Genomic DNA, 18,144 nt, shown 5'->3' with positions numbered 1-18,144 from the left:
GACCGTTTATGGCGTTGTCGTGCATCGCTGCTCTCGGCAAAGAGGTTACAGCGAAGGCGAACTCGGCCGCTCCCGCGCTTCTTGGTCCGAAATCTGGTGAAGAGGTTGCTGCTGTGCGCGCTCCCCTACTGATTCACTGCTTTGCAGCGTTCGCACCTTTTCGAAAGACTGGTCGCCCATGATGGTCCGAACGATCGCGACCACGTTGGTCGGCGTGACTACATCGATCGCTGCGCGATCACCCAGATCCGTGTGCGGTCGGGTCAGCATTCGGAACAGGTCCCACGAGTCCGTTCCTTGGCACTGATTCATGAGGACCTGGGTCAGCTTGTGCTTGAGTGGCACCAGTTGCCAATCGGGAACACGCTGCCCTCGATTACCCAGGCCGATGGACAGTAGCTTGCCTGCCTTCAGTTCGCGATTGATCTGGTCCTCAGACTTACCGGCCAGCTTGCCGAACAGCGGCACCGGCAGGCAGCAAGGCGACTCGTACATGGCCAGCATTTCCTTGCGCTCGCGCTGGATTGCGGATGCTTCCGGTTCCGGCGTTCGAGTGGGGGGCAGAGGCACCTGCGACAGCCGCTGGAAGGTGGTTCCCTCAGTACTTGGCACCACAACGATGGGCGTGGACGACACGGCAGCTTTAGCAGAAACATCGGCGATGGCCGCCGGCCCTTCCGCCATCGCTGGCACCCCTTCGATATGGATGGTTAGATGTGCACTGGCAGCTTCCACTTGGCCCTGTTCGAGCAGGTCAAGACGGTCGGCCCAATCCTGCATCATCCGGCGGCGCGGCTCGACATACTTGGCGTGGTTGTACGCCGAACTCACCTTGTTCGGATCGGAGTGCGAAAGCTGCGCGTCCACCCAAATCTTGGGATAGCCGATCTCGTTGAGCGCCGTAGAAATCGTTCCCCGAATGCCATGGCCGGTCAGTTGGGCCTCGTAGCCCATTCGTTTCAAGGCAGCGTTGAGGGTGTTCTCACTGATGCGCTTCTTGAGTTCGCTGCGGTGCGTCAGCAGATGCTTCTGGGCAGGCCGCATTACGCCCAGGAGGTAGCGCACTATCTCGACCGCCTGGACAGACAGAGGCACGATGTAAGGCGGTATGTCATGCGGGCGCTTGCCGGCCTTGCGCATCTCGTCCTGAAGCTGCTTGACGATCTGCGGCGGAATAATCCACAGACCGCGGTCGAGGTCGAACTGGTCCGGTGTAGCCAGTCGCAGTTCGCCGGTGCGCACCCCGGTCAGGAACAGCAGTCGAATGCCGAGTTGCGTTTGCCAGCCACGCGGGTTGTAGAGCCTGAGCTTCTGGAGGAAGTCGGGCAGTTCGGGCAGACGCAGGTAGGGGTTGTGGCTCACCGGCGGCTTGGGCTCGGCCACCACGTCGAGGTCTGTGGCCGGATTGGCCTCCATGCCCTCGACAATGACCAGGGCGTAGCGGAACAACTGGCTCAGCCAAGTGCGGACCTTCTCGGCAGTGGTGAAAGCCTTGCGCCGCTCGATCCTCGCCAGGACGCCCAGGAGTTGAGGTCGGCGAATGTCGTAGATCGACATCCTCTCAAGGCTGGGCAGCACGTCCTTTCCGAAGATTCTCTGGATCTGCGACAGCGTGCTGTTTCTGCCTTCCTTGAGTTCCTTCGCGCGATGCTCGACCCAGGCATCGAAGACGGCCTTGAACGTGTAGTCCGAGGCTAGCTTGATAGCGCGTCGCTTCTGTTTGCGGTCAGCATGGGGATTGATGCCCTTCGCCACGAGCGCTCGGGCTTCATCACGCAAGGTGCGTGCTTCGCGCAGTCCGACCTCGGGATAGTTGCCCAAAGAGATGCGCTTTTGCTTGCCGAGCCAGTAGTAGCGCAGATGCCACGATTTGCCGCCGGTGGGGGCGACTACAAGGCCGAGGCCGTCAGTGTCAGGGATGCTGTAGGTTTTCTCGGCGGCCTTGGCTTGCCGCACGGTCAGATCAGAGAGTGCCATCATTAAACTCCTAAGTCATGAGACTTAGGCTCAATGCTGCTGGTCATCCCGATCCAACCCCAGCAACAACCCGGAACCGGCACCACCCACATTCTTTGGCCTCAATTTTGGCCTCAAAAACGCTGGCTGTTGGTGGATGTCCGTGGCGTTTGCCGGAATAAAAAAAGGAGCCGAAGCTCCTCTTTTCAACGACCTACAGATGCCAGTGGAAGTCTGTAGATCAATATTTGGAGCGGGAAACGAGACTCGAACTCGCGACCCCGACCTTGGCAAGGTCGTGCTCTACCAACTGAGCTATTCCCGCAATGGCGTCCCCTAGGGGACTCGAACCCCTGTTACCGCCGTGAAAGGGCGGTGTCCTAGGCCACTAGACGAAGGGGACACACGTACAACTTCACTACTTAACTTGCGTTTCGCTAGGTGCTTTACGCTGTAAGTGGCGCGCATTCTATGGATGGATTGAAGGGTCGTCAACCCCAATGTGAAAATTTATCTAAATCAATGACTTCGCCTGCTTTAACCAGCCGCTTGGCGGTACGCGCTTCAGCTATTTCAGGATTGGCCGACAAACTACAAGCAGTGCATCTATGCGCAATAGTGCTTAGCCACTACACTCTCTTCACTATTATTGACTACAGCTATATAGAGGTTCGCGCGGTGACTCCACTGATGATTACCCTGATGGTAGTAGCCGGCATCGCGCTCCTGATCGCGATCGGTTACCTCAACCATGTGGCAGAGAACTCCAAGCTCGATAAAGCGCGAACGAAGATAGAGCTCAGCGACCGGCTGCGTCGTTGCGCTGAAATTTCCGAAACGTTCCCAGGCCAACTGGTCACCCCTGCTTTAAAGCTGCTGATGACCCGTCTTGAACTTAACGTGGTGCAGCGCATGCTTGCGCTGGATAAAAACAACGCACAGCTCAAAACCCGCGTCGATGAACTGAACACTCTGGTTGCTCAAGGCGATGCCATTGCAGTGACCAACCCGGCCAGCCCGATCCTGACCGAAGCCAAGGCCAAAGATGTACGCTTCCTGTTAGAAGCCCTGCATGGCCAGGTCACTCGCGCGGCCCATGACGGCTTCCTGCAAACCAGTGAAGCCAAGCACTGGATTCGAGAGATCCGCAATATTCTGGTGATGCTGCACATTGAGTTCTTCAATAACCTGGGACAGGCCGCACTGCAGCAGGATCAACCCGGGCAGGCGCGTCTCGCCTTCGAACGCGGCGTACAGTACCTGAAGAACCAGCCAGACCCTGTGACGTATCAAGCTGCACTGCTGGCCATGGAAAAACAACTGGCACGAGCCAACTCCATGGTGCTGACCAACATTGCGCCAACCGCAGACGACGACAACGCTCTGACCGAAGGCCTGAAGGCAGACGAAACCGAATCGGAATGGAAGAAAAAGGTCATCTACGACTGATAGAGCGCTGGTCGGCGCACATGCCTCAGGCAATGCGCCGACCAGAACTTCAGCAATCGGTCGATTTCAGAAAAATAGCCGCCAACTGCTCAATGCCCGCCTGATCCTGCTCCGAGAAGCGTCCTGTCTTCGGACTGTCCAGATCCAATACCCCAATCAAACGCCCTTCCTTTACCAACGGCACAACCAGCTCGCTGTTCGACGCGCTGTCGCAGGCGATATGGCCCGGAAAAGCGTGCACATCTTCGACCCGTTGGGTTTGTCGGCTTTGCGCAGCCGCGCCGCATACCCCACGACCAAACGGGATTCGGACACAGGCGATCTGCCCCTGAAACGGCCCGAGCACCAGCTCTTCATCGCGATTAAGGTAAAAGCCCGCCCAGTTCAGATCGTCGATCTGGTTGTATAAGAAGGCCGAGAACTGCGCGGCGTTGGCGATAAAGTCTTTTTCATCAGCCAATAGAGATTCCAGCTGCGCAGCCAAAAGGCTATAGCCTTCCAGACCGGCACCGGTGTTTTGCAAATCGATCATGGTTGTTGCTCCAGCAATTTCAAACCTACCCAGTAACGTGCGAATTGATAGGCACACCGGCCATTGCGGTTGCCCCGCCCGGTCGCCCAGCGGACCGCGTGCTTATCCAGCTCCTCATCACGCTGCCAGCTCAGACCGGCTGCCAGCGCGAGTTGCGTAATCCAGTGCTCAACCACATTCAGGTAATGCTCCTGAGTGAATGGATAAAACGACAGCCACAGACCAAAACGATCTGACAGGGCAATCTTGTCTTCTACTGCTTCACTTGGATGCAGCTCACCGTCCACGTGCTGCCAGTTGAGGTTGTCACTCTCCTTTTCCGGCACCAGGTGACGACGGTTGGAGGTGGCATAAAGAAGAACGTTGTCCGGTGCCTGCTCCAGAGAACCGTCGAGCACACTTTTCAGAACCCGGTAATCACTCTCCCCTGCCTCAAAGGAAAGGTCATCGCAAAACAGCACAAAACGCTGCGGCAACTTTTGCAGTTGCTCGACGACTCGCGGCAAATCGCCCAAGTGATCGCGTTCAATTTCAATCAGTCGCAAACCCGCCTGAGCATACTCGGCGAGCAGCGCGCGGATCAGCGAGGATTTACCGGTCCCACGCGAGCCCCAGAGCAACGCATGGTTTGCGGGCAGACCGTCGATGAATTGACGAGTGTTGCGGCCCAGTTGCTCGCGCTGCAAATCTACACCGATCAAATCCGAGAGACGCATGTCCAGGCTGACCTCAAGCGGCAGCAGATAACCACTACGACCTTCACGAACCCAGCGTGCAGCCATGGAGTGTGACCAGTCGACCGCCTCGCGAGGCGCTGGCAAAAGTGGTTCCAGCCGTGCCAAAACAGCATCGGCGCGTTCGAGAAAAGCATTCAAGCGAGAGTCCACGATGGCTCCTTGGTTAACACGCGGTAAACACGACGGGACTGGCCTCGGCAGTGAAGAAGCAGGTCCGATCACAGACATAAGCAGACTCTGCTGACGCCTTCACGGCTAAAGCCGGCCCCACGAAAATTCATTTCGATTCAGTTAACTATAAGTAGCTTGATGAGAGCCAGCTCCGATCGGCTATGCTTGCCCCCGCGAAGGACACGAGAAGTGGCAGTACCCTTATGGACATAGCGTTTACTAACCGGCTCTCCTATAAACAGGCCCGCCTGACGGTGCTACTCGGCTTCGTTCTGGGAACGCTGTTGAGCGTGATACAAATCGCTATCGATTATGCCAGCGAAGATGCCTCCATTAATCGTGAAATTCGCTCGCTGCTGGAAATCAGCCACAACCCGGCCTCTCGCATCGCTTACAACATCGACGCTGAACTGGCTCAGGAACTGACTCTGGGCCTGCTGCAATCACCTGCGGTAGTCGGCGCCAGACTGACCGATAACAACAATGTGGTGCTCTCCAGCGTCGAGCGCCCGTTCTCGCAAAGTCGCTACCGGATTGTCAGCGACTTTCTTTTCGGTGAAAGCCGCCAGTTCGAAGACATCCTGAACCTGGCACACCTGCCTAATGAATCCATCGGCGTCCTGCGTCTGAACGTAGATACGTTCGCCTTTGGCAGCCATTTCCTGCAGCGCTCGGGCATCACCCTGCTCAACGGTTTCGTGCGCAGCCTGATACTGGCGGGCGTGCTGACCATGTTGTTCTACCTGACCCTGACCAAGCCCTTGGTTGACGTGATACGCGCCCTGGCCAGGCGCGACTCGAGCGACCCCACGGCAAAATCGCTGCAATGCCCACCCAAACATGAAAACGATGAAATCGGCGTGCTGGTGGATGTCGCCAATCGCCAGTTCGCAAACATCGCTTCAGAACTGGCACGCCGGGTAGAAGCCGAAGACAGATTGACGGCGCACCGCAATGAACTGGAAGACATCGTTTCGGCACGTACCACCGAACTGAAGGCCAGCAATGCGCGGCTTAGCAAATCCAACGAAGAACTGAAAATCGCGCGCAGCACCGCGCTGGACATGGCTCAAGCCCGCACTGCGTTTCTGGCCAACATGAGCCATGAAATCCGCACGCCGCTCAACGGTCTGCTAGGCATGCTCGCTTTGGCGCTCGATAGCCCGCTCAGCGCCGAACAGCGACAGCAACTGTCCATTGCCCACGACTCAGGCAAGGTGCTGGTGGAGCTGCTAAACGACATCCTCGACATGTCCAAATACAACGCAGGCCAATTGCAGGTGGAGCGGATTCCCTTCGATCTGGGCGTGTTGATCGAGGACACCGCCAATCTGCTGTCTCAGAATGCCGCGCCCAGCGTCGAGTTGACGTGCTTCATCGATACACAATTTCCCGCCCTGGTGCTGGGTGACCCAACCCGGGTCAGACAAATTGTCAGCAACCTGCTCTCCAACGCGCTGAAATTCACCCGCTTCGGCCGGGTCGATGTGCGATTGAGCAACCATCACGATCCTGAAACGAAAGAAAACTGGGTCCGCATTGAAGTCCACGACACCGGCATCGGCATTGCCCAAGAAGCGCAGGCAAGGATTTTCCAGCCATTTACTCAGGCTGAGGCTGCGATTACGCGGCAGTTTGGCGGAACGGGGCTGGGCCTGGCATTGACCCACAGCCTGTGCGAGGCCATGTCGGGACGCCTGAGCATCCAGTCCCAATCCGGATTCGGCAGCCAGTTCTGCGCAGACCTGCCTTTGCCTGTGCATCACCCAGCGGTTACCCCGCCTCAGCTCAAAGGGAATGTCGTGGTCGTCAGCACGGCCGGTAGCGGGCTGGTAGAGCTGCTGGGGCATTTACTGCCTGAATGGGGCATCGACTTTCGGCGCTGGAGCATGGACGACAAGATGCTGGACATGGAGGCACAGATTGCCCCGGACCTGGTGATCACCGATTGCCCGGAATGCCTGTTCGGCATGCGTCCAGCCATCGATGTGCCGATTTTACTGGTGACGGCCTACGGCAACTTCATGCCCAGTGAACAGGTCAGTGCCCTCGCACCACTTCAACAGCATGCGCGCCCACTGGCGCGCAACGCGCTCTACCAAAGCCTGTGTCGCACGCTGCAACCTGAGCAGGTAACCGACATGGATGCCGATGCGGGTGACACAAAAGCAATGCGTCCGGCGAGGATCCTTCTGGTCGAGGACAACCCCGTCAATCAACTGGTGGCCAAAGGCATGCTAAGCAAGCTGGGCTGCGAGGTGATTGTCAGCGGTCACGGCGGCGAAGCGCTGGAGCAGCTTGAACAGCATGCGTTCGATCTGGTCCTGATGGACTGCAACATGCCGGTCATGGACGGCTACGAAGCCAGCCGCCAGATCCGCCAAAGCGGACGCTGGCCACAACTGCCGATCATTGCGCTGACCGCCAATGCCATGCCCGAGGAGCGCGAACGCTGCCGGGCGGCAGGCATGAGTGATTATCTGGCCAAGCCGTTTCGCCGCTCCGAGCTGATCAGCCTGCTGGACCAATGGCTACCCGCAGACTGATTATCTGAGCAGCGCTTCGATTTCGCTGGTGAGTTCTTCAGGCTTGGTCAGCGGCGCGAAACGTTTGACTAACTGCCCCTCTTTGCCAATCAGAAACTTGGTGAAGTTCCACTTGATACGTTCCGAGCCCAGCAGTCCGGGTGCCTCCTTTTTCAACTGAACAAACAAAGGATGTGCGTCGCTACCATTGACGTCGATTTTTTTGAACAACGGGAAGCTCACCCCAAAATTCAGCTCGCAGAACTCCGAAATCGCCCCTTCGTTACCCGGCTCCTGCTTGCCAAACTGATTGCAGGGAAAGCCCAATACGACCAGCCCCTGATCCTTGTAATCCTGCCAAAGCTTCTCAAGCCCTTTGTACTGTGGGGTAAAACCACACTTACTGGCCGTGTTGACCACCAACACGGCCTTGCCGGCAAAGTCTGCAAGGGTTTTCGATTCGCCCTTGATGGTCGTTACCGGAATGCTCAGCAGATTGGCGCTCATGACAGTAATCCTTGATGAGAAACGGGTCATGAAATTAGCGCGCCATTGATTGGCGCGCATCTCAATTTCCGGGAGTGATGGAGGCCTATAACCGACTACACAAGACCTGCTCGTGCGCTCCTGTGGAAAATCAGGCGATTCAGACGCCGCGGGGTACCAGATCCAGACACACCGAGTTGATGCAATAACGCAGGCCGGTTGGCGGCGGGCCGTCAGGGAATACGTGGCCCAGATGCGCGTCACATTTGGCGCAGACCACTTCTGTACGAATCATCCCGTGGCTGACATCACGCACTTCGACCACAGCACTGCCCTCAAGCGGCGCGTAGAAGCTTGGCCAGCCGCAGCCGGAATCAAACTTGGTGGTGGAGTCGAACAGCGCCTCGTTGCAACAGATGCAATGATAGACACCGTCGGTCTTGGTGCTGTTGTATTTGCCGGAGAACGGACGTTCGGTGCCTTTAAGGCGGCAAACGTTGTACTGCTCCGGGTCAAGCATGGCCCGCCATTCCTCAAGCGTTTTGTCCAACTTTTCCACAGGTACACCTCCGCAGTCGAAAAAGCCTGATCTGTATCTTCTCCACAGATCAGGTGGCACGTATCATTGCGCCTCGTTAGGCGCCAGTCTGTCACTCACGTTTCGCCCATACAAACTCATTTTTACGGCGTCATACCCGGCGAACCAGGTTTTCTACTCGCTACGGCTCGTCCATTTTCGGGATCAATCACCATGCAGTTCAGCAAATCGAACAAGCTCGCCAACGTCTGCTATGACATTCGCGGCCCAGTGCTCAAGCACGCCAAACGCCTGGAAGAGGAAGGTCATCGCATCCTCAAGCTGAACATCGGCAACCCTGCGCCATTTGGTTTCGAAGCGCCGGACGAAATTCTGCAGGACGTGATCCGCAACCTGCCAACCGCACAGGGCTACAGCGACTCCAAAGGCCTGTTCAGCGCGCGCAAGGCCGTAATGCAGTACTACCAGCAGAAGCAGGTTGAAGGCGTCGGCATCGAAGACATCTACCTGGGCAACGGCGTTTCCGAACTGATCGTGATGTCGATGCAGGCACTGCTGAACAATGGCGATGAAGTGCTGATCCCCGCTCCGGACTACCCGCTATGGACGGCTGCTGTCAGCCTCGCCGGTGGTAACCCAGTGCACTATTTGTGCGACGAGCAAGCCAACTGGTGGCCGGATCTGGCTGACATCAAGGCCAAGATCACGCCGAACACCAAAGCCATGGTGATCATCAACCCGAACAACCCGACCGGTGCCGTGTATTCCAAAGAAGTACTGGAAGGCATGCTCGAACTGGCGCGTCAGCACAATCTGGTGGTGTTCTCCGACGAGATTTACGACAAGATTCTCTACGATGATGCTGTGCACATCTGCACCGCGTCGCTGGCACCTGACGTGCTGTGCCTGACGTTCAACGGCCTGTCCAAATCCTATCGCGTCGCGGGCTTCCGCTCCGGCTGGGTAGCCATCTCGGGCCCTAAACACAACGCGCAAAGCTATATCGAAGGCATCGACATCCTGGCCAACATGCGCTTGTGCGCCAACGTGCCAAGCCAACACGCCATTCAGACGGCGCTGGGCGGCTACCAGAGCATCAACGACCTGGTACTGCCTGCCGGTCGCCTGCTGGAGCAACGTAACCGTACCTGGGAATTGCTCAACGACATTCCCGGTGTCAGTTGCGTGAAGCCAATGGGCGCGCTCTATGCGTTTCCGCGCATCGACCCGAAGGTATGCCCGATTCACAACGACGAAAAGTTTGCCCTCGACCTGCTGCTGTCGGAAAAGCTGCTGATCGTTCAAGGCACTGCATTCAACTGGCCGTGGCCTGACCACTTCCGCGTGGTGACCCTGCCGCGTGTCGACGACCTGGATCAGGCCATCGGTCGCATCGGCAACTTCCTCAAGACGTATCGTCAGTAATAACAGGGCCCGCGGCGCCGCATGAAAATGTGGCCCGCGGGAATTCCTGGAGTCTCTTCGCGGTCATAGCGATTCCCGGGTTTGGGATCGCTATTGCTGGACCGCGCTTGTGCCGAAATACAAAAAAACAATGTACGCATGACCGCACTGAGAGCCAGTCGCTCTGGGGCGGGACCTGTTTGCCTAAAGCGAATGCAACTGGTTCGCGCCAGACGACACAGTTTGAAATAGTCGCCGGGTTGAATAGCCGTCTACATCACCTTATATACCCCGCAACGCGTTACATATTCGTCACAGGAGAACATCCAAACCATGATGCGCATTTTGCTGTTTTTGGCCACTAACCTGGCGGTCGTGCTGATTGCCAGCATCACCCTGAGCCTTTTTGGCTTCAACGGGTTCATGGCGGCCAATGGGGTTGATCTAAACCTCAATCAGCTGCTGATCTTCTGCGCTGTATTTGGTTTCGCCGGCTCGCTTTTCTCGCTGTTCATCTCCAAGTGGATGGCGAAAATGAGCACCGGCACACAGATCATCACCCAGCCGCGCACCCGTCATGAACAATGGCTGGTGCAAACCGTTGAGCAACTGTCCCGCGACGCTGGCATCAAGATGCCAGAAGTCGGGATCTTCCCTGCCTACGAAGCCAACGCCTTCGCTACGGGCTGGAACAAGAACGATGCATTGGTTGCCGTCAGCCAGGGCCTGCTCGAGCGCTTCTCCCCCGATGAAGTGAAAGCGGTACTGGCGCACGAAATCGGTCACGTTGCCAATGGCGACATGGTGACCCTGGCGCTGGTGCAGGGTGTGGTGAACACCTTCGTCATGTTCTTCGCCCGTATCATCGGTAATTTCGTCGACAAGGTGATCTTCAAGACCGAAAACGGTCAGGGTATCGCTTACTACGTGACCACGATTTTTGCCGAACTGGTTCTGGGTTTCCTGGCCAGCGCCATCGTCATGTGGTTCTCGCGCAAACGTGAATACCGTGCTGACGAAGCCGGTGCGCGACTGGCGGGCACCAGCGCCATGATTGGCGCCCTGCAACGTCTGCGTTCCGAACAGGGCGTGCCAGTGCAAATGCCTGACAGCCTGACGGCTTTCGGCATCAACGGTGGCCTGAAGAGCGGCCTGGCTGCGCTGTTCATGAGCCACCCGGCTCTGGAAGATCGTATCGAAGCACTGCGTCGCCGCGGTTGATCGAGCGGCATAAAAAACCCGGCCCTGGTGCCGGGTTTTTATATGAGTGCGTAACCTGTAGGAGCTGCCGAAGGCTGCGAGGCATTTCAGCCTGACGTACCGCCATCGCAGCCTTCGGCAGCTCCTACAGGTCATATCGCACCAGCCGATAAGCCCGCTCCTCCAGACGCTCCACACCGCGCTGCTCAAACTTCACACTGCCCTTTAGGACGTCGCTGGTCTGCAATATGTCCAGCTCCCAGCCCCCGGCCAGCAGTCGCTGCACCTCCTCGTCCGGAACGGAAAACGGCGGTCCATCAATCTTTGCCTGATCGTAATCCAGCGTAATCAGCAGCCCATGACATTGAGCAGGCAACATTGATGAAAGGTGTGCGACATACTGTTCGCGCATAGCAGGCGGCAAGGCAATCAATGCGGCTCGATCATAAAGGGCTGTGCATTCGCCAACATCCTCGGCACGCAATGCAAAGAAATCGCCACACCACAATTCGATCCCTTCGCAGCCGTACACCTTGAAAGCGCCATTCTGGCTGACGACCGGCTCTAGCTGCTGCTCACTGAAGAACTCCTGAACTGCCTTTTCTGACAGCTCCACGCCCAGCACTCCATGCCCCTGCCTGGCAAGCCAGACAAGATCCAGGCTTTTGCCGCACAAGGGCACCAACACCCGAGCGCCCTGCCCGACTGGCAGTTCAGGCCAGAACTGCTTGAGCCAAGGATTCACTTGCTGCTGGTGAAAACCAATCTGGTTGGCTGCCCAGCGCTGATGCCAAAATTCGGCCTGCATGGATGCTCCTTATAATTCGATCAAAAAGCGCTAAAACTTATATTAGATTTAGATCAATGATCTGACTGAAGATGGAGACATCTTAACGCTCAGGACTCCCACTATGTTCCCCAGCCTGTTTATATCCCACGGCTCGCCGATGCTTGCGCTGGAACCCGGTGAAAGCGGCCCGGCCCTGGCGCGTCTCGCAGCCGAGATGCCCAGGCCGAAGGCCATTGTTATTGTTTCAGCTCACTGGGAAAGCCAGGAACTGCTGGTCAACGCCAATCCACATCCGGAAACCTGGCATGACTTCGGCGGCTTCCCCGCCGCCCTGTTCGCGGTGCAGTACCCTGCCCCAGGCTTGCCGACGCTGAGCACTGAAGTTACGGGGTTATTGCAGGCTGCCGGACTGCCGGCACGCACGAACAGCCAGCGGCCGTTTGATCATGGTGTTTGGGTTCCTCTGTCATTGATGTATCCCAATGCCGACATTCCGATCGTTCAGGTCTCCCTGCCCAGCAGAGAAGGTCCGGCGCTACAAACTCGCGTCGGCCGGGCGCTGGCCAGTTTGCGTGATCAGGGTGTATTGATCATTGGCTCGGGCAGCATCACCCACAACCTGCGCGAGCTGGACTGGCACGCCGGACCGGAAAGCGTGGAACCATGGGCCAAGGACTTTCGCGACTGGATGATCGAAAAGCTGGCCAGCAACGATGAAGCTGCCCTGCATGACTACCGGGCACAGGCGCCAAATGCCGCGCGCAACCATCCAAGTGACGAGCATTTGCTGCCACTGTATTTCGCCCGGGGTGCCGGTGGTGAATTCAACGTGGCGCACAAAGGCTTCACGATGGGCGCGCTGGGGATGGATATCTACAGGTTTGGGTGAGATTTGAATCCAATCCTGTAGGAGCTCACCGAGGTTACGAGGCCAGCGATAGCGGTCTGTCAGACAAAACCGTCATCGCTGGCCTCGTAACCTCGGTGAGCTCCTACATAAACCCTGCTTTGCTGCGACATATCAGAATCCACAGACAAAAAAATCCCCGAACCAGTCGGGGATTTTTTGTCTCAGACGATCAACTCAAAAGTTGATCAATCTTCGCGATAGCGACGCAGCTTCAACTGCTTGCCTGCAACGCGGGTGTCCTTGAGTTTGGTCAGCAGACGCTCAAGGCCATCTTCCGGCAGCTCAACCAGGCTGAAGCTGTCGCGCACCTGGATGCGACCGATTGCTTCGCGGGCCAGGCCGCCTTCGTTGAGAATTGCACCCAGCAGGTTCTTGGCAGCGATGCCATCACGCGCACCCAGCGCGGTACGGCAACGAGCACGACCTTCGGCCAATGGGACCGGTGCACGACGCTCACGATCACCACTGCGCTCTGGACGATCCGACGACGAACGATCGCTGCGCTCACGCGGCGTGTTGTTCGGCACCAGCGGACGCTCGCGTTCGATGGCTGCCAGAGTCAGAGCCTGACCGTTGGTAGCTTTGCGCAGCAGAGCAGCGGCCAAGGCGCGCGGGCTGCAACCGATATCGGCAGTCAGACGATCCAGCAGCTCGCCGTGAGTCGACTCGGCATCGCCAACCAGCGGCGACAGGCTGTTGGTCAATTTCTTGATGCGGGCATCGAGAACAGCCTGAGCATCCGGCAGGCGGACTTCGGCAACTTTCTGACCGGTTACACGCTCGATCACTTGCAGCATGCGGCGCTCACGTGGAGTCACCAGCAGCAGTGCACGACCTTCGCGACCGGCACGGCCAGTACGGCCGATACGGTGAACGTAGGACTCTGGGTCGTACGGCATGTCAACGTTGAATACGTGAGTGATGCGCGGAACGTCCAGACCACGAGCAGCAACGTCGGTCGCTACAACGATGTCCAGGCGGCCATCCTTGAGGGAGTCGATAACGCGCTCGCGCTGGTTTTGAGCGATGTCGCCGTTCAGTGCAGCTGCCTTGTAGCCTTTGGCTTCAAGTGCGCTTGCCAGATCCAGGGTCGCTTGCTTGGTACGCACGAACATGATCAGGGCGTCGAAATCTTCGACTTCCAGCAGGCTCAGTACGGCAGAGGTCTTCTGGTCAGCGTGAACCAACAGGTGAGCCTGTTCGATCGCGGTAACGGTCTGGGTTTTGGTCTGGATCTTCACGTGCTTCGGATCGCGCAGGTGGCGCTCAGCGATGGCACGGATCGACTGCGGCAGGGTAGCCGAGAACAAAACGGTCTGACGGGTTTCCGGCATGGCCTTGAAGATGACTTCCAGGTCGTCCATGAAGCCCAGTTTGAGCATTTCGTCTGCTTCGTCGAGAACCAGGTGGTTCACGGTAGCGAGAACTTTCTCGTCACGACGCAGGTGATCGCACAGACGGCCCGGAGTAGCGACAACGATTTGCGCGCCATTACGGATTGCTTTCAGTTGCGGGCCCATCGGCGCACCGCCGTAGACAGCCACAACGGTAACGCCCGGCATTTGCTTGGCGTAGGTTTCGAAAGCGGTGGCCACTTGCAGGGCCAGTTCGCGAGTCGGCGCCAGGATCAGTGCTTGCGGCTCGCGCTTGCTTGGGTCGATACGATGCAGGATAGGCAGTGCGAACGCGGCGGTTTTACCGGTACCGGTCTGCGCCTGACCGATCATGTCGTGGCCAGCAAGGATAATAGGGATCGATTGCTGCTGAATGGCCGAAGGCTCTTCATAGCCAGTCGCGACGACTGCTGCAACAATATTAGGATGAAGTTCAAGAGCGGCGAAGCCGCCGATTTCCTGGGTCATGGGTCTGCCTCTAGTGCATCCGCAAAGACCCATGCTCCAAAGCTGCGCGTGCCGTGTACGACCCTAAAGTCACCCTGGCTGCTTTGTCGGCGGGGATTTGCGAAAACGTTTGATGAATGGATCGCCTAGGATAGTCCGCAGAGCGAACAAGCAGCCGAAGCTGGCTTCGGGGAATTGCAATACCTTGACGAGGGTCCTGTTAAAGACCGGCGCGCACTATACCGGAATTACGCAAAAAAGTGAGGATTTTTTTCACTACTAATGATGGCCGATGCCCAAAGCCTACAGGCTTTGCGCAAACCTGTAACAGTGTCTATTTTGCAACAGGCCCGGCATTACGGGGGAACCTGCTTAAACGGTTCACCCGATCAGTCAAATAGTCTGCCCCCGATCCTACTTCAAGCGCAGGGATTTCCTACATGACTTCCTCTATAAAAGGCCGCGTCAGCCGTGAACTGCACGACCACGTCATGCTTATCGGCCTGGACCGTGTCGCCAAGCGCAATGCGTTCGACCTGGAACTGCTCAACCAGTTAAGCCTGGCTTACGGGGAATATGAACGTGAGGAACAAGCGCGGGTTTTGGTAGTTTTTGCGCACGGCGAGCACTTCACTGCTGGCCTGGACTTGGCCGAAGCCGGCCCGGCCCTGATCAATGGCTGGCAGGTCCCGGAAGGTGGCTGTGATCCCTGGGGCGTATTCGCCGGCCCGCGGGTCAGCAAGCCGGTGATCGTTGCTGCACAGGGCTATTGCCTGACGCTGGGTATCGAGTTGATGCTCGCATCGGATATCAATCTGTGCGCGAGCACCACCCGTTTCGCGCAGCTTGAAGTCCACCGAGGAATCTTCGCGTTTGGCGGCGCCACGTTACGCCTGCATCAGATCGCGGGCTGGGGCAACGCGATGCGCTGGCTGCTGACCGGGGACGAGTTCGACGCCCACGAAGCCTGTCGCATGGGGCTGGTGCAAGAGGTCACTGCCCCGGAGGACCTGCTGCCTTATGCCTTGCTGCTGGCCGGACGCATTGCCGAACAAGCACCGCTGGCGATTCGCGCAACAATCGCCTCTGCCCGTCAGGCGGTGCTTGAAGGCGAAACAGTCGCCGCTCAGGCGTTACCGGCCAGAGTCCAGGCAATCATGAGCACCGAAGATGCCAAAGAGGGTCTGCTTGCCATGCAGGAACGCAGACCCGGCGCGTTTCACGGACGTTGAGCATCAGGTCGCGGGACGCACATCCTTGATCAATGATGCCAACGAGTAACCCAAGCGAGGCGCCAGCTCTTCAGCACGAGCATTCAGCGACGCCATGTCCAGCTCCTGATCCAGATCGGCAGGAACGATCAGGATAACGTTGCCCTCCTTCACCGGCAGTTCCCAGTAGTGCCGGTGATAGAGGCCGCGCAACAGCGCCGCGCCCAGCGGTTTGCCGTCATCCGCAGCCCATTGATTAATGACCAGCCAGCCCCCCGAATTCAGACGCTTCTGACAGTTCTCGAGGAATTTCCAGGCAAGGTGCCCGACGCCCGGCCCGACATCGGTGTAGAGGTCAACGAAAATCAGGTCAGCCGACTCAGCGGTTTCAAGCAGCTCCAGCGCGTCACCAATGCGAATAAAGAGCCGGGGATCATCGTCCAGCCCCATGAACTCAATCGCCAGACGCGGTACGTCAGGGCGCAATTCGATAGCCTCAACATCCTCCAGCGGCAAGAACTTCAGACAGGCCTGAGTCAGAGTGCCCGCGCCCAGCCCCAGAAAAAGCGCGCTGTCGGGAGCTTCGTGGCACAACGCGCCAATCAGCATCGCCCGGGTGTAATCGTACTCAAGCCAGCTGGGATCGGCCGTGAAGGTGCAGCTTTGCTCGATGGCATCGCCGAACTCCAGAAAGCGGTAATCATCCACTTCCAGTACGCGAATCATGCCGAAATCGTCGTGCACCTCGGCCAGAATCCGCTCCACCCGCTCCTCAGTCATTGCTTCTCCTAACGGCGAGCCCAAGTCTGGCCTGTTGATGCGGTCGCTGGACCGCGCAAAAAGCGAATTGTCGATCAAGCACAGCAACAAGGTCACGCTCTTTCTCTTTATTTGCCGCCTCTCATATTGGCGCTGGGGCTCCGATCATCCCTTGCCCGCTGGCGACGGCTCGGCGAACTGCTAACATGCCGGTCCGATTGCCTGACCTTGAGTTCATGATGAGCCAACCCTGGAGCCCCGACAGCTGGCGGGCATTGCCCATTCAGCAGCAACCTCAATACCCTGATGCTGCGCACCTGCTGAAGGTAGAGCAGACGCTGGCCAGTTATCCGCCATTGGTGTTTGCCGGTGAGGCCCGAGAGTTGCGTCGACAGTTCGCCGAGGTGACCCAAGGTCGCGCCTTCCTGCTGCAAGGTGGTGATTGCGCAGAGAGCTTCGTCGAGTTTTCCGCAGCGAAGATCCGCGATACCTTTAAAGTGCTGCTGCAGATGGCAATCGTCATGACCTTTGCCGCTGGCTGCCCGGTGGTCAAAGTAGGCCGTATGGCCGGGCAGTTCGCCAAGCCGCGTTCGGCCAACGACGAAACCATCGACGGCGTGACCTTTCCGGCTTACCGCGGCGATATCGTCAACGCCATCGGCTTCGATGAAAAAAGCCGCGTTCCGGACCCTGACCGACTGATTCAGGCTTACAACCAGTCCACCGCGACCCTGAACCTGCTGCGTGCCTTCGCTCAAGGCGGTTTTGCCGACCTGCACCAGGTGCACAAGTGGAACCTGGACTTCATCGCCAACTCGGCGCTGGCTGAAAAGTACAGCCAACTGGCCGACCGCATTGACGAAACTCTGGCGTTCATGCGTGCCTGCGGAATGGACAGCTCACCGCAATTGCGCGAAACCAGCTTCTTCACCGCCCACGAGGCTTTGCTGCTGAACTACGAAGAAGCCTTTGTGCGGCGCGACAGCCTGACCAACGATTACTACGATTGCTCGGCGCACATGCTGTGGATCGGCGACCGCACCCGGCAACTGGACGGGGCTCATGTGGAGTTCTTGCGCGGGGTGAACAACCCGATCGGCGTGAAAGTCGGGCCAAGCATGAACACCGATGACCTGATTCGCCTGATCGACATCCTCAACCCGGACAATGACCCCGGCCGCCTCAACCTGATCGCCCGCATGGGCGCGAACAAGGTCGGCGACCACTTGCCACAGCTGATTCGTGCCGTTGAGCGTGAAGGCCGCAAAGTGCTGTGGAGTTCCGACCCGATGCACGGCAACACCATCAAAGCCAGCAGCGGCTACAAGACACGCGACTTCGCGCAGATCCTTGGCGAGGTGAAGCAGTTCTTCCAGGTGCATCAGGCAGAAGGCACCTATGCCGGTGGTATTCATATCGAAATGACCGGGCAGAACGTCACCGAATGCATTGGCGGTGCCCGGCCGATTACCGAAGATGGCTTGTCGGATCGCTACCACACCCACTGCGACCCACGGATGAACGCCGATCAGTCGCTGGAGCTGGCGTTCCTGATTGCCGAGACGTTGAAGCAGGTGAGACGGTAGTTTATGCAGGTTTTGCCGAAAGCTGCGACTGGATTCAACAACCAAACGA

General features: G+C 57.8%; 15 protein-coding genes and 2 tRNA genes. 7 read left to right on the top strand and 10 right to left on the bottom strand.

Annotated features, from left to right (window positions below):
- Positions 1-45: 45 nt before the first annotated feature.
- From ABRP31_RS06490 to ABRP31_RS06480, 3 genes are all read right to left on the bottom strand, one after another.
- Positions 46-1,977, bottom strand: a complete 1,932-nt coding sequence (locus ABRP31_RS06490; RefSeq protein ID WP_349809993.1) for an integrase arm-type DNA-binding domain-containing protein — start codon at positions 1,975-1,977, stop codon at positions 46-48.
- Between the two features lie 228 nt (positions 1,978-2,205).
- Positions 2,206-2,281, bottom strand: a tRNA-Gly gene (locus tag ABRP31_RS06485).
- Positions 2,282-2,283: 2 nt separating this feature from the next.
- Positions 2,284-2,359, bottom strand: a tRNA-Glu gene (locus tag ABRP31_RS06480).
- Positions 2,360-2,646: 287 nt separating this feature from the next.
- On the opposite strand from ABRP31_RS06480, the gene ABRP31_RS06475 reads away from it, so the two are divergent.
- Positions 2,647-3,405: a hypothetical protein gene (locus tag ABRP31_RS06475; RefSeq protein ID WP_087271012.1), complete on the top strand. Its 759-nt coding sequence runs from the start codon at positions 2,647-2,649 to the stop codon at positions 3,403-3,405.
- 49 nt (positions 3,406-3,454) lie between these two features.
- Here ABRP31_RS06475 and ABRP31_RS06470 read toward each other — a convergent pair whose 3' ends face one another.
- Positions 3,455-3,937 carry a GAF domain-containing protein gene (locus tag ABRP31_RS06470; RefSeq protein WP_087271009.1) on the bottom strand — a complete coding sequence of 161 codons (483 nt, stop codon included), beginning with the start codon at positions 3,935-3,937 and terminating at the stop codon, positions 3,455-3,457.
- Positions 3,934-4,824 carry an ATP-binding protein gene (locus ABRP31_RS06465; RefSeq protein WP_349971445.1) on the bottom strand — a complete coding sequence of 297 codons (891 nt, stop codon included), beginning with the start codon at positions 4,822-4,824 and terminating at the stop codon, positions 3,934-3,936. The genes ABRP31_RS06470 and ABRP31_RS06465 overlap by 4 nt, the downstream gene beginning before the upstream one ends.
- 224 nt (positions 4,825-5,048) lie before the next feature.
- Between ABRP31_RS06465 and ABRP31_RS06460 the strand changes: the two genes are divergently transcribed.
- Positions 5,049-7,391, top strand: a complete 2,343-nt coding sequence (locus tag ABRP31_RS06460; protein WP_087271002.1) for a response regulator — start codon at positions 5,049-5,051, stop codon at positions 7,389-7,391.
- Here the strand turns inward: ABRP31_RS06460 and ABRP31_RS06455 are convergent, their stop codons facing one another.
- Together ABRP31_RS06455 and msrB are read right to left on the bottom strand one after the other, a co-directional pair.
- The gene (locus ABRP31_RS06455) at positions 7,392-7,877 is read right to left on the bottom strand and encodes a glutathione peroxidase (protein WP_349971446.1); all 486 of its coding nucleotides are present in this window, start codon (positions 7,875-7,877) and stop codon (positions 7,392-7,394) included.
- 139 nt (positions 7,878-8,016) lie between these two features.
- Positions 8,017-8,415 carry a peptide-methionine (R)-S-oxide reductase MsrB gene (msrB, locus tag ABRP31_RS06450; protein WP_087270996.1) on the bottom strand — a complete coding sequence of 133 codons (399 nt, stop codon included), beginning with the start codon at positions 8,413-8,415 and terminating at the stop codon, positions 8,017-8,019.
- A 192-nt stretch (positions 8,416-8,607) separates the two neighbouring features.
- On the opposite strand from msrB, the gene ABRP31_RS06445 reads away from it, so the two are divergent.
- Positions 8,608-9,819: a pyridoxal phosphate-dependent aminotransferase gene (locus tag ABRP31_RS06445; RefSeq protein WP_087270992.1), complete on the top strand. Its 1,212-nt coding sequence runs from the start codon at positions 8,608-8,610 to the stop codon at positions 9,817-9,819.
- A gap of 312 nt (positions 9,820-10,131) precedes the next feature.
- Positions 10,132-11,019, top strand: a complete 888-nt coding sequence (gene htpX, locus ABRP31_RS06440) for a protease HtpX (protein ID WP_027902444.1) — start codon at positions 10,132-10,134, stop codon at positions 11,017-11,019.
- A gap of 124 nt (positions 11,020-11,143) precedes the next feature.
- Here the strand turns inward: htpX and ABRP31_RS06435 are convergent, their stop codons facing one another.
- The gene (locus ABRP31_RS06435) at positions 11,144-11,806 is read right to left on the bottom strand and encodes a thiopurine S-methyltransferase (protein ID WP_349971447.1); all 663 of its coding nucleotides are present in this window, start codon (positions 11,804-11,806) and stop codon (positions 11,144-11,146) included.
- 103 nt (positions 11,807-11,909) lie between these two features.
- Between ABRP31_RS06435 and ABRP31_RS06430 the strand changes: the two genes are divergently transcribed.
- Complete coding sequence (locus ABRP31_RS06430) at positions 11,910-12,677, top strand: class III extradiol ring-cleavage dioxygenase (RefSeq protein WP_349971448.1); 768 nt, start codon at positions 11,910-11,912, stop codon at positions 12,675-12,677.
- Between the two features lie 206 nt (positions 12,678-12,883).
- Here the strand turns inward: ABRP31_RS06430 and ABRP31_RS06425 are convergent, their stop codons facing one another.
- Complete coding sequence (locus ABRP31_RS06425) at positions 12,884-14,593, bottom strand: DEAD/DEAH box helicase (protein ID WP_193441875.1); 1,710 nt, start codon at positions 14,591-14,593, stop codon at positions 12,884-12,886.
- A 386-nt stretch (positions 14,594-14,979) separates the two neighbouring features.
- Between ABRP31_RS06425 and ABRP31_RS06420 the strand changes: the two genes are divergently transcribed.
- Positions 14,980-15,771: a crotonase/enoyl-CoA hydratase family protein gene (locus tag ABRP31_RS06420; protein ID WP_349971449.1), complete on the top strand. Its 792-nt coding sequence runs from the start codon at positions 14,980-14,982 to the stop codon at positions 15,769-15,771.
- Positions 15,772-15,774: 3 nt separating this feature from the next.
- On the opposite strand, the gene ABRP31_RS06415 is transcribed toward ABRP31_RS06420, so the two are convergent.
- Positions 15,775-16,530, bottom strand: a complete 756-nt coding sequence (locus ABRP31_RS06415) for a spermidine synthase (RefSeq protein ID WP_349971450.1) — start codon at positions 16,528-16,530, stop codon at positions 15,775-15,777.
- Between the two features lie 218 nt (positions 16,531-16,748).
- Here ABRP31_RS06415 and ABRP31_RS06410 point away from each other — a divergent pair, with 218 nt between their 5' ends.
- Positions 16,749-18,095 (top strand): class II 3-deoxy-7-phosphoheptulonate synthase, encoded by a 1,347-nt coding sequence (locus tag ABRP31_RS06410; protein WP_122665779.1) that lies wholly within the window; start codon positions 16,749-16,751, stop codon positions 18,093-18,095.
- Positions 18,096-18,144: the final 49 nt, after the last annotated feature.

The organism is Pseudomonas caspiana, from assembly GCF_040224095.2.
GTDB lineage: Bacteria > Pseudomonadota > Gammaproteobacteria > Pseudomonadales > Pseudomonadaceae > Aquipseudomonas > Aquipseudomonas caspiana.
Note: the sequence above shows the minus strand (reverse complement) of the source record. Positions and strands in the feature narration are given on the sequence as shown.